Genomic DNA, 11,906 nt, shown 5'->3' on the forward strand with positions numbered 1-11,906 from the left:
CAACCGATTTTCGATTGCGATCCGTCGAACGAACGCAAACGTCGCGTTGAGTCAGGGTGTCTTGGGATTCAGCTCGACGTCCGGAAGCAGCGTCGTCGGGTAGTCCGCTCGATGCGCGACGGCGCGTTCGACGAGCGCGTAGACGCGGTCGTTCAGCGCATCGCCGGGGTAGTAGGACGAAAAGATTGATTCGGCCTCGTCGGCACTCTCGATGTCGAGTTCGGTGACGAGGCTGACAATGTCGGCCGTGTCGCGTCCAGGCCGGCTCATCGCGGCTCGGAGCTTCATGGCGAGGAGCGCGTCAGCCGGCGCGACCTCGACGAGGATGCCATCGCGGTCGTACAGCGGTCGCCAGTTCACGGACTTGCCCCAGTCTGGGAAGAACTGGGACGCATTCGCGTTCAGCCAATCGGTCGGCCAATCCCGCTCGATCGCGATGCGTTCTGCGATGGGAAGGAGCGCGTCGTGGGGGTCAAGCCGCGCATCGACATCGACTGTTCGCCGGCGGTCCACATGGGAGAGCGCGAGCGCGGCACCGCCGACGATGCTGATCCGGACGGGCCCGATGTTGGCGCTATATACACGTTCGATGAGGTCGTTGAGTGCTTCGATCAGTGAGCCACGATCGAGCTGCGGGCTCGGATCAGACACTGGCCAGCGTTCCTTCCTCGATCAGGACACCGCGTTCGAGGAACTCCGGCGGCACTTGGGAAATGTCTGGCGCATCGTCCAGCGGATGCAGATGCGGGGCCCGCAGCTCTGCGTTGTCGGTGATCGCGTGGCTCGTCCAGGCCGCTTCGGGCAAACGCGCCTGATGAAGCCGGTAAGCGACTACTCCGGACAGGGCGGCGTCCCACTCTCGACTACCGGTGCTCTCCGGCTCAGCGACCACCAGCGCGGCGACGACCAAGGGCGCTTCCTTGGCAAGTCCATCGGAGAAGTCGAGAAGGGCCCGGAACGCGCCGTCTCTGCTGTCTTCGTGGAGCGCGGTCGCGATTCTCGCCGCCGTTTCGACCGCGCTTGGGTGCGTCGTCGGGATGAGAAGCAGGCGGTGCTGCGCGGCGCGCGCGAGGTGCGCTGCAGACGCGACGCCGGTGTCTCGCCTGCCACGTTCGACGCCCGAGACGATCGGTTGGTAGGTGTCCGCGCGGTCCGCGATTTCGGCCTGACTGAATCCTGCGGCTCTGCGCGCCGCCCGGATGAGATCCGCGAATGCCATGCCACTCACCTCCGATCCCATTTATACTCAATTCAGTATAACTCCAGCTTGCGCCAATGGGCGACTCAATCGCTCCAGAGCGTCCCCGCTCTCCCCCAAGACGCGCTCGTTGAGCCGGCGCTCGTACCTGGAGATGGCGACTGTCCTACCATCCCGTCCGGTCGCGATTCGAAGGACCATGGTCCCGCGGATCATCGCCTCCTACGCTGCATGATTGTCCGGGGTGTTCGATCAATCGGGCTCGCCCTGCGGATGGAAGGGGCCGGAACTCATGAAGCGGTTGCCTGTTCAGGTCGTTCTCGGGGCACTTGTGCTGGCCGCGGGGGTCCTCCTGCTGCTCGAAGCTCTCGGCGTGATCGTCACGCCGGTCTTGTGGGCGCTGGTGCTGGTGGCTGCTGGCGTGACGTTCGGGTTCGTGTTCTTCGCGGAGCGACGGTCCTGGTGGGCGGCCATCCCGAGTGCTGCGCTGATCGGCGCAGCGATCGTCACGCTCATGGATCTCGACCCGCGCGGGCTCGGCCAGTGGACCGCGGTGCCGATGCTCGGCGTGCTCAGTTTGGGCTTCTGGGCCATCTATCTGCGCGATCGACGTCACTGGTGGGCGCTGATCCCGGGCGGAATCCTGCTGACGCTCTCGATCGTCACCGCCCTGGCCGGCACGGTGGGCGGTGCGGGAACGGGTGTGGCCTTCCTGTTGGGGGCGGCCCTCACCTTCGTCCTGGTCGCCGTGCTCCCGGGAGGAACGTCCCCGCGCTGGTGGGCCTGGATCCCGGCCGGTGTGCTGGCTCTGGCAGCGGTCGCGGTGCTCGCCAGCGTGGCGGAATGGTTCGCGCTGGTGAACGTGCTCTGGCCGATCGCCGTGATCGGGGCGGGGGCGTTCCTGATCGGGCGGGCGGTCCGGCGGCGGAGGCGACCCGGGGACGGCGCCGATGCCGGGTCCGGCGCGACGTCGCCCGGGACCGCGGATCGTTCGTGAGCGCAGATCGTTCGTGAGCGCAGACCGCTCCTGACGATCGCGAATCGCTCGCGCTCCGCATACACGGCGGAGGTGTCCCATTCGTGGACGCCCCGGCAGACGCCGGACCGGTCGGGGGCGACCCAGAGCGTGGACACATGCCGGGGAAGCCGACGCACAGTGACGTGTTCAGGGTGCTTTCGACCTCGAAGAGTCGATGTGCGCGCCCCCGGATGAACCGCAGACGGAACCCGACGATGAGGACGCAGGGGCCACGCGGCAGCACCGGGCCGCGGCCCGGCTCGCGGCCACTCGCGGTCGCCGGCGGGGCCGCCTCACCGCGTCGACGTCGGGGCGTGCGGGTCGTCGGCTACCGGCCAGCTGATCTGTGTGCGCCAGCGGGCCGGGTCGGGTTCCGCGCCCGGATCGGAGAGATAGGACTCCCACATCGCCTCGCCCGGCGTGAGGTCGTGGTCGCGGAAGTACCGCTGCACGTCTGCATACGCCTCCTGGAGGGTGTCGTAGGAACCGACGTGGATCGCTTCGACGATCCGTCCACCCGGGAGGACGCCGGGGACGACCGAGCCGGACGGTTCGATCGGTTGCGATGCGGGGAACCCGGCCTCGACGTCGACCGTGTCGGTCGGCATCCCGTAGTACTTGCCGAAGGGTGGTCCGGCCGGGTGCCGGCCCTGCGTGGTCAGCGCGGCCATGGTGTCGTGGAAGGCTCGCGAGAAGAACGCCGGGAGCTCGTCCATCCGCACCCGCTCGCGGACCACAGCGGACGGCTGCTCGGTGCGCTCGGAAATCGAGATCGTGGTCATGACGTCAGTGTGGAGGCGCTCGCGTTCGGGCAGCAGGGCCGAAAGACCCTCATCGGCCGAAGCGCCGGCTACTAGGCTGACCGTCGCCGGCCGACGTGCGCCGAGCCAGGGGGTCACTGATGAACGCACCGGGATCGCAGCGGCAGCGCGTGCCTCTGTGGGCGCCCTGCTATGGCGCCTCATTCGCGGAGGCCTTCGTGCGCTTCTGGAAGAAGTACGCACGCTTCGATGGGCGAGCCAGTCGAAGCGAGTACTGGTGGTGGGCGTTGGTGGGTGCGCTGGTCCCTCTCGTCCTGTACGGGATCGTGCTGCTCGGCGCGGTGGTCGGATCGTCCAGCGATGCGGAGGGGAGCCTCACGCCGGGGCCCGGGATCGCCGTCGGCACCGTTCTGCTCGTCGCATGGTGGTTCGCGACGCTGATCCCCGGTCTCGCGCTCGCGGCGCGCCGCTTGCACGACGTCGATCTGAGCGGTCTGCTGCTGCTTCTGCTGCTCATCCCGAGCCTGGGCGGATTCGCGATCTTCGTGTTGACCCTTCTTCCCCCGAACCCGCGTGGAGCCCGCTTCGACCGCCCGGACAACGAGGTGCCGGGGTACACGGTGATCGTCCCCGGCGCGGGCGCCGTGCCGCGGGATTACGGCTGGCCTCCTGCGCCGCCGCTCCCTTACGCGGGTCCGGCCGGCGGCCAGCCCCTCTACGCAGCGCCCCCGGAGCCGCGAGCGCCCGGGACGTCGCCCGAGCAGCCACCCGGCGAGCCTCCGGCTCAGCCTCCCGTGCCTCCCCAGAGTCCGCCCCCCGAGGGGTAGCCGCGGCTCAGCACCGATGTGACCGACTCGACGAGCACGATCCCGACGATCGAGAATCCGGCGACCAGAAACCACGCCGGGGGCGACAGTTCGACGAAGACCAGGAAGCGGCGGAGCAACGGGAGTGTGAACACGGCCGCCAGCCCCGTGACCATTGCGGCGAGCACCAGGAGTCTGCGCAGATCGAAAGGCCGTGAGACGACAGCGAGCACCCACAGGGCGACGACCCCGAGGATCAATGTCGACCCCGTCCGAAGTTCCGCTTCGTCCAGCGCGGCCGTCGTCGCGGACCACGAGTACGCGAAGATCACCAGGGCGATGATGCACCCGACCGGAACGGCGAAACGGAGAGAGCGCGTCAGAAAGCCGCGCCGGTACGGCCGGAGGTTCGGGAGAAGGGCGAGGAAGAACGACGGCAGCCCGATCGTCAACCCGTCGATGACGGACAGCTGCCGCGGAAGGAACGGGAAGGCGAGCAGGAAGGCGCCGAACACGAAGGCGAGTACGGCCGCGTAGACGGTCTTGGCCAGGAAGAGCATCGAGACCCGTTCGATGTTCGCCATGACCCGCCGCCCTTCGGCGACCGCCGCCGGGAGCTCGGCGAATCGCCCGTCGAGCAGCACCATGCGGGCGATCGCCTTCGTCGCGGCCGTGCCGGAGGACATCGCGATCCCGATGTGGGCCTGTTTGAGCGCCGGGATGTCGTTCACGCCGTCGCCCGTCACCGCCACCGTGCGGCCGGCGGCTTGCAGGGCGGCCACGATGTCGCGCTTGCGGTCGGGGGTGACCCGGCCGATCACGACCTGCTCGTCCACGACCTCGACCAAGCGACGCGGGTCGTCGGGGAGGTCGCCCGCGTCGAAGCCCGCATGCCCGCCGAGCCCGACCTCCGCGGCGATGGCCGCCGCCGTGCGGGGGTCGTCGCCCGAGAGCACACGGATGTCGACGCCCTCACGTGCGAAGAACGAGAGGGTCTGCGCGGCGTCCTCTCGCACGCGTTCGCGGAACGTCACGACCGCGACAGGGCGTCTCGACGGTGGAAGCCCGTCGTCGCTGCGCAACGGGGCGTCGGCGTGCGCGAGCACCAGGACTCGCCGGCCGCCCGCGGTCGACGACCGCACCGTCTCGTCGAGTCGGCGATCGGGGAAGAGAACCTCCGCTGCGCCGAGGATCCAGGTGCCGGGGGCCGACCGGCCGCTCAAGGACACACCGCTCCACTTCCGCGTGGACGAGAACGGTATCCGCCCCGTGGGCACGGCGTCCGCCGGTGCGGGATACCGTTCCACGAGGGCACGTGCCGTCGCGTTCGCGTCGGCGGCCGAGCCGAACCAGCCGAGGGCCTCACGCCAGCCGTGCGGGAGCTGCGAGGCGGGACGCAGGGGGAGCTCCGTGTCGAGGCGGATGTCGCCCTCGGTCAGCGTCCCGGTCTTGTCGAAGCAGATCACGTCGACGCGCGCCAGGACTTCGACCGCGGCGAGTTCTTGGACGAGCACGTGCCGGCGGGCGAGCCGCACCGCACCGACCGCGAAGGCGATGCTCGTCATCAGTACCAGGCCCAGCGGGATCATGGCCACCACGGCAGCGATGGTGTAGACGGCGGCGTCGCGCCACTCCTCCCCACGGAACACGGTCGACCAGCCGCCGAGTGCGACCACCTGCGCGTTGAAGACCAGGATCGCGAGGGGGCCGATCGCCCAGGCCACCCAGCGCAGCACCGTCTGGACTCCCGAGTGCAACTCGCTCGACACCAGCGAGAACCGGCGTGCCTGAGCCGCCAGCCCGTTGGCGAAGGTCTCGGCACCGACCCGTACGATCTGCGCCCTGCCCTCGCCTCCGACGATCACGGACCCACCGAGCAGCGCCTCACCGGCAGGCTTGTCCACCGGGTCGGATTCGCCGGTCAGCAGCGACTCGTCGACTTGCAGACCGTCCGACACGACGACTCGCGCATCCGCGGCCACTCGGTCCCCGACCCGCAGCACGAGCAGGTCGTCGATGACGACATCGTCCGCGTCCAGTGCGACCTCCCGCCCGTCCCTGACGGCGCGAACCGATGACGCCGTCGGAAGCGCGAGCCGGTCGAGCGTGACCTTCGCGTGCACCTCCTGCCACGTGCCGATGATCAGGTTCGCGAGGGCCGAGAGACCGAACAGGGCGTCCTGCCAGTCGCCGATCACGAGCAGCACGGCGAAGCAGCCGCCGATGATCGCGTTGAACAGCGTCAGCACGTTGGCGCGCACGATACCGGCGAGGCTGCGGCTCGTCCTCGGCCGGTACCGGTTGCTCCGGCCCGCCGCCGTACGCCCGGCGACGTCGGCGCTCGACAACCCCGTCAGGACGGCGCACCTCCGCGGTCCGATTCGGCCGTGCTCCGGACCGAAGACGTTTCACACTCCATGCGCACACACTGCCGCCACGTGGCTGGGAGACCCGGGCCGAAAGTCACGCGGGCCCGGCTCGTCCGTCGCGGCCCGGCGGATCGAGGGCGATCCGGTCCCTGTGGACAGGGAGGTGATCTGAGCCGGCGGGCTCGGTTGATGACCGCCGTCGTTAGTGTGGTCGCATGGCTCAACTGACCCGTGATGGTTCCGACGCCGTGATCACACTCTCGACGTTCGAGAAGATCGAAGGACTGCTCGCCTCGACTCGCTTCCCGCTCGCCCACGTCGCGTCCGTGCAGGTGCTGGACGACGCCCACCAACAGATCAAAGGATGGGGAAGCGACTTCAAGATCGCCGGGCGATATGTCCCCAACACGACCGCCGTTGGAACCTTCCGAAACGGGGAGGACGGCGGGGTCACACTCGCTCTCGTGCACTCCGACACGCCCCGTGGGCTTCAGATCGAGTTGGCGGGGGAGCCTTATCGCCGCGTTGTGATCGGGCTCGCCGATCCGGAAGCCGTGAAGGCTCAGGTCTTCGGCGAGTAGGGCCGTTCCGATCGGCACGCGCTGGGATGGTTGGTCTCGGCTTTCCCCTTATCGCTGCTCCGCACGTTGGGGCGTTCGAGTTGGGTCAGGCCGTTGCGGCTCAGATGGCGTTGGAGAAATAGGGCCGCAGGTACCGCCGCAGCTCGGGATCGCACACGTAGACGTAGGTGCCGCTGATGCCGCGCGTGAGGAGCACCCCGTAGATGTTCGTCACGTATTCGAGGATGTCGGTGTCGGTGTACTCGATGCCCCGACGCTTGTTGTTCTCCATGCCCTTGGTGTCGAAGTAGTTGGAGCGATCGAACCAGAGGCGGCGGTCAGTGGAATCGAAGCGAAGGTCAGGCCCGATGATGACACCGGCGTAGTTGAGGTCGTACCCCTGGATGGTGTGGATTGAACCGACCTCCGAGAGTGACGCGGGCGACGACACCCAGTCGGTTTGCGTGCCGTTCCAGCGCATACGAATACCGTCGAGCTCGATGTCGTACGCGTCGCGATCCTTCTTGCTCACCCACTTCCAGGCGTAGCCGGCAACCAGTCGGGCGAGACCCGTCTCCGCATCGCGGTGCTCGATCTCCCTGCGCATCGTTCCGAGGTCGTCGAAGAACCGAAGGTCATAGCCGGGAAAGGCTCTGGCCGTGGTGCCTTCACCGCGGAGGACACTGCGCACGTAAGACGTGTAGTCGTCGCCGGCTCGCACGCGCAGTTGGGACCGCAGCGGAAAGTAGCGATATGCAGATTTCGCGCTCTCGACCAGGGCCTTGACCACAGGTGCAGGTAGGTCGGCTGGACGCACACTCTGGGCGGGGTCAACGAGAAGGATCTGATGAGTACTTCGGGCGCGCACCCAATCGAGCTGTGTGCGTTCGTCGTCGTCGTGCCCGAACAGAGCCGCGTTGATGGTGGCGAAGGCGGCGTTCAACGGGCCAGCGGGCTGGTTGGCGCGGTGGTTGAGGCGGTGCGCTTCGTCCACGACGAGGAGGTCGAAGTGCTCGCTCGACTTGCCCACTTCGAACGGAGTGAGGACCGACACGTGCTTGAGGCCAGGCGTGCGCGCGAAGACCTTCTGAAGGGTGGCGCGGAGCGATTGTTGCGGGACAGCGAGCCCGATCCGAAAATCGGCCAGCAGTGCCGCGTTCTCGGGTACGAAGAACTCGGCAAACACCGTCTCCACGTCGGGGTCATCCTGCAATGATGCAGTCGCGATATCTCGTAGGAGCTTGATGAGGTACACGGCGACGACGGTCTTGCCGGTACCGGGGTCGCCTTGAACAACGATCGGCTCGGATGATCCGATCTGGATGTCATCGAAGAGCGCTTCGAGGACGTTCTCGACTGCGACGGCCTGGTCGAGTGAGAGCGCCTTGAACGGCGAGAATTTGAAGAGGTCGCTGTTGATAATCTCCGGGACGGTGCGCTCGAAGAGCCCCCGCTCCCGGAGCTCATCGAAGATCTGATCGAAGTGCGCTTGGTAACGCTCTCGGTCGTAGTAGGCCGCATCCCTAATGCCCGCTACGACGTTGACCACCTCGTATCGGCCATCACCCGCGAACATCCGGATGAGATACGACTCAAGGTCTAAGCAAGCCGATTTGTTGAACTCGTCGTGCATGACGACCCGAACGGAAGTGAGCGCATCCTTGCGGCGGTCGCCGCCGTGCTGCCGCATCCTCGAGACCAGGCTGAGCGTCTCGCCCACATAGACCTGGTGTTTACCGTCCATGACGTAGACCACCGGCCAGTTCTTCAGTCGGGGGTCCACGACTTCGTCGAGAGCGCTGCCCGAACGGTCGAAGGGGACTATGTCAAAGCCGGTCATACTTGGTGCTCCGGCCGCGCGACTTATCAACCGGGTACTTGGCTTGGGTTCGGGCGAGTTTGTCCAGGACGATCCGGTCGGGATCCTCACCGAGCCTGTCCGCGAGCAGCAGGCAATAGGTGAGGACGTCGGCGAGTTCCTCACGCACGCGTTCCGGGTCACCGTCCGGGCTCCACTGGAAGCACTCCAAAAGCTCACCCGCCTCAATGGAGACGCTCTTCGCGAGGTTCTCGGCGGAGTGGAACTGCGCCCAATCCCGTTCCGCCACGAAGGCGCGCAGCGCTGCCAGCACAGACTCGTTCGTCACAGGGCCACGCTAGCAATCCTCCGGGTCGCAGCGGGCCCTTGGCCTGTTTCTCTCAAGCGAGCTACGGGGGCGGCTACCTCCGCGCCCGCGTCGAGAGAGCAAGACCCTCCGCGATACAGATTCAGCCGCTTTGGCTGCCCTTAGGGCTGGCATTGAGTGGCCGCTGCCCCATAACGCGTATCGCGGAAGAATGAATGCATTTCGGTATGCTGCCATTCGAGGGGGCCGCGTGACTAGGTTTTTCGGAACGCCTGACGGTGTGCTTGAAGGACACTGGTTTGCCTCCCGCGAGGCTCTGCGTGCCGCAGGCGTCCACGCGGGCATTTCCGGAACGAAGGCTGACGGAGCAGACTCCATCGTAGTTTCGGGAGGTTATGTCGATGACGAAGACTTCGGTGACTACATCATCTATACCGGGCACGGTGGACGGGATCAGCGGACGGGTCGGCAGATCAAGGACCAGTCGCCCGACGCCCCCGGCAACGCCGGGCTCATCACTAGCTGGCTCGAAGGCCTGCCAGTCAGAGTGACCAGAGGGTCAAACAAGGATTCGTCTTTTGCTCCCGACTCGGGCTATCTATATGCAGGCCTCTTCACTGTGACTGGACACTGGCCCCAGGCGGGCGCGGATGGTTTCGTGATTCAGCGATTCCGACTTGATGCGCTAGACGGAAATTACGATCACGAGGCTGGCGGTGTCCTCGAAGCGGATCCCTCCTTCTCAACCACGACCATTTCGCGACGCATTCGGGACTCGGCCGCGGTTCGTCGAGTGAAACGACTGTACGACGACTCGTGTCAGATCTGCGGAACGCGAATCATTGGATCGCAAGGGCGCAGCTACTCGGAAGGAGCGCACGTTCGCCCGCTGGGTCGCCCGCACCTCGGCCCCGACACGGAGTCCAATTTGCTGTGTCTTTGTCCCAACCATCACACTCAACTGGACATTGGCGGCATTGTCATCATGGATGACATGCGCGTGATTACGGTGGATGGCGTCGAGGCTGGAAAGCTAACCTTCCGCGGCTCGCATCGGCTCGATCCACCCAACCTGAGTTATCAGCGAACGCTGTGGGTTACGGCTCGAGGTTCAGGAGCGGGGTAACGGGGTGACAGCTTGTGGTCGCGCTCGCAAGGCATGAAGGCATCAAGTGGAGTCGTCTTTCACGTCGTGCGGAACCAGCACGGCGGCATTGCGTCGGGTCGGCGTGAAGGCCAGCAGATTATGTTTCGGATTTAGCCGAATCCATAAGGACATCCCTGACGGAGCCGCATCGATAGAGCTCTGCGGTCTCGGCTGGCTGGGGCAGTGAACGAGGCGGCGTGGATGGGTCCATGCCCGGACAGGCATACGGACCATCGACACCACGGAACCCGCGGTGTCCTACCCCCAATTTGGGGGCCTCCACGGCAACCGAGCCAGCGATCAAACACCCTGCGATTCGGCCTGGATCAGGGGAAATGAAGCCGAACCCGCCCGCGACCTGATCCTGAGAACCCGTCACGTTCTTGTTGCGCGGTCGGACAGCGCGGGCGTATCTTCAGCCTCGGCGAAACGGGGGTCTCGCACTTCACCCGGTAGCCATTCAACAGGTTTCAAGACACGGTTTTTCGGGCGCCTCCAACGGCCGCGTGTTTTTCCGACGCAGACGTTCCAGATGGTCGTGGTACCGCGCAGCGACGGCTTTTGGGGGTGCCACGTGTCCCGGCTTTCGAATGGACGTGACGTCCGCGACGCCGGGACCGAGCGCGCTCCGGAGGCCGGTCGCGCTAGTCGTGGGGATTCACCGCTGAGGCTGTGGCACCGGGCCGTGTGGATGCCCGTGGCGATGCTCGCGGCGGTCGCGTTGGCCGTGTCGCAGGCGGCCGTTCTCGGGGTTTCCGGGGCAGCGGTCGCGGCTGATTCGCCCAGCGTGAGCGCGCACTCCACGACGCAGCAGCTGCGGCTGGTGCCGCTTGCCGGGCCCCCGTACGCGGTCGTCCGGACGACCACGGTCACCGTGCCGGGGACGCCGGTCCAGCCGCCGGTTCCGGGCCAGCCGACGACTCAGGTTCGGCGAGTCATGAAGGTCGATCCGAAGCTGCTCGCGGCGATCGTGGCGGCAGCGGCGGCGGAGCTCGCGCGGCAGCGGAGCGCGGCAGCGAGCACCACGACGACGGCACCGCGGACTACGCCGACGCCGGGCGGGACCAATTGCGTCAGCAGTGGGAGCACGCCGAGCTCGGCGCCGTCGCAGGCGCCGACATCCACCAGCGGGAACGGGACCGTTACCAGCTCGACCAGCACGTCGACCTCGAGCAGCACCCTGACCTGCGGGCCGGGCACGACCGGGCCGACGCAGCTGGGCGGCAGCACGTCGACTCCGACGCCGACGTCCTCGCCGACGCCGACGCCGACTCCCACGCCGACGCCGACTCCCACGCCTACACCGCCCCCGACTCCCACGCCCACCCCGACCCCGGCGCCGACGGACACATCGGCCCCGGTGTCGAACGACGCCGGCGCGGCGACGGGCGTCATCCTCGGCTCGCGTGGACTGTCGCGCGCGCCGTCCACGGTGACGCTCGCGTCGCTCGGCGTCGCGACGGCCCTGCCCGCGGATGCCGCGGCACCCGCCGACACCACCGCGGGAGCCACGAGCGCTCCGGCGGACTCCGGTGCCTCGACCGACCCGAGCACGGCGACGAATACGACGAGCCCGGCCCCCGCGCCGGCGACGGATGCGACGCCCACCCCGGCCCCGACCTCCGATCCCGTTCCGGCCGCGACCGACCCGGCCACCACCGCCGCTCCGGCAACCACCACCCCGACCACGACGGATCCAACGACCCCCTCGACCACAGACCCCGCGGCCACCGCTCCGGCGACGACTGCCGCAGCACCGACCGACCCGGCCACCAGCTCCACCGACCCGGCCACCGCATCCACGTCGGCCCCCGCCAGCGCATCCGCTCCGGCGACCTTCGCGGCCCTCGCCGCCCCGGCGGCGACGCCGGCGCAGTGGACGTACGCACCCGATGCGGGCACGTCCGCACACACCATCTCG

Annotated in this window: 11 protein-coding genes; 4 read left to right on the forward strand and 7 right to left on the reverse strand. The window is 67.4% G+C overall.

The features are described 5' to 3' along the window. Positions 1 to 51 precede the first annotated feature (51 nt). Both Q0Q23_RS07545 and Q0Q23_RS07550 read right to left on the reverse strand, forming a co-directional pair. Positions 52 to 651, reverse strand: coding sequence for a hypothetical protein (locus Q0Q23_RS07545; RefSeq protein ID WP_295121615.1), 600 nt, complete (start codon positions 649 to 651; stop codon positions 52 to 54). After that, positions 644 to 1,219: a helix-turn-helix transcriptional regulator gene (locus Q0Q23_RS07550; protein WP_295121617.1), complete on the reverse strand. Its 576-nt coding sequence runs from the start codon at positions 1,217 to 1,219 to the stop codon at positions 644 to 646. Before Q0Q23_RS07550 ends, Q0Q23_RS07545 begins: the two co-directional genes overlap by 8 nt. 271 nt (positions 1,220 to 1,490) lie before the next feature. Between Q0Q23_RS07550 and Q0Q23_RS07555 the strand changes: the two genes are divergently transcribed. Next, complete coding sequence (locus Q0Q23_RS07555) at positions 1,491 to 2,195, forward strand: hypothetical protein (protein WP_295121620.1); 705 nt, start codon at positions 1,491 to 1,493, stop codon at positions 2,193 to 2,195. Positions 2,196 to 2,509: 314 nt separating this feature from the next. Here Q0Q23_RS07555 and Q0Q23_RS07560 read toward each other — a convergent pair whose 3' ends face one another. Beyond that, the gene (locus Q0Q23_RS07560; protein ID WP_295121622.1) at positions 2,510 to 2,998 is read right to left on the reverse strand and encodes a GyrI-like domain-containing protein; all 489 of its coding nucleotides are present in this window, start codon (positions 2,996 to 2,998) and stop codon (positions 2,510 to 2,512) included. Positions 2,999 to 3,117: 119 nt separating this feature from the next. Here Q0Q23_RS07560 and Q0Q23_RS07565 point away from each other — a divergent pair, with 119 nt between their 5' ends. Further along, positions 3,118 to 3,804: a DUF805 domain-containing protein gene (locus tag Q0Q23_RS07565; RefSeq protein WP_295121624.1), complete on the forward strand. Its 687-nt coding sequence runs from the start codon at positions 3,118 to 3,120 to the stop codon at positions 3,802 to 3,804. Here the strand turns inward: Q0Q23_RS07565 and Q0Q23_RS07570 are convergent. Continuing rightward, a complete protein-coding gene (locus Q0Q23_RS07570) occupies positions 3,762 to 6,044 on the reverse strand; it encodes an HAD-IC family P-type ATPase (RefSeq protein ID WP_295121627.1) in 2,283 nt (760 codons plus the stop codon). The genes Q0Q23_RS07565 and Q0Q23_RS07570 overlap by 43 nt on opposite strands. 323 nt (positions 6,045 to 6,367) lie before the next feature. On the opposite strand from Q0Q23_RS07570, the gene Q0Q23_RS07575 reads away from it, so the two are divergent. After that, complete coding sequence (locus Q0Q23_RS07575; RefSeq protein ID WP_295121629.1) at positions 6,368 to 6,733, forward strand: hypothetical protein; 366 nt, start codon at positions 6,368 to 6,370, stop codon at positions 6,731 to 6,733. A gap of 100 nt (positions 6,734 to 6,833) precedes the next feature. Here Q0Q23_RS07575 and Q0Q23_RS07580 read toward each other — a convergent pair whose 3' ends face one another. After that, the gene (locus Q0Q23_RS07580) at positions 6,834 to 8,552 is read right to left on the reverse strand and encodes a DNA/RNA helicase domain-containing protein (protein ID WP_295121631.1); all 1,719 of its coding nucleotides are present in this window, start codon (positions 8,550 to 8,552) and stop codon (positions 6,834 to 6,836) included. After that, positions 8,539 to 8,859 (reverse strand): nucleotide pyrophosphohydrolase, encoded by a 321-nt coding sequence (locus Q0Q23_RS07585; RefSeq protein WP_295121633.1) that lies wholly within the window; start codon positions 8,857 to 8,859, stop codon positions 8,539 to 8,541. Before Q0Q23_RS07585 ends, Q0Q23_RS07580 begins: the two co-directional genes overlap by 14 nt. Before the next feature lie 229 nt (positions 8,860 to 9,088). On the opposite strand from Q0Q23_RS07585, the gene Q0Q23_RS07590 reads away from it, so the two are divergent. Next, positions 9,089 to 9,964, forward strand: a complete 876-nt coding sequence (locus Q0Q23_RS07590; RefSeq protein WP_295121635.1) for a YDG/SRA domain-containing protein — start codon at positions 9,089 to 9,091, stop codon at positions 9,962 to 9,964. A gap of 942 nt (positions 9,965 to 10,906) precedes the next feature. Here Q0Q23_RS07590 and Q0Q23_RS07595 read toward each other — a convergent pair. Then, complete coding sequence (locus Q0Q23_RS07595; RefSeq protein WP_295121637.1) at positions 10,907 to 11,887, reverse strand: hypothetical protein; 981 nt, start codon at positions 11,885 to 11,887, stop codon at positions 10,907 to 10,909. Between the last annotated feature and the right edge of the window lie 19 nt (positions 11,888 to 11,906).

Source organism: uncultured Leifsonia sp. (assembly GCF_945957465.1).
In the GTDB taxonomy this organism is placed as follows: domain Bacteria; phylum Actinomycetota; class Actinomycetes; order Actinomycetales; family Microbacteriaceae; genus Leifsonia.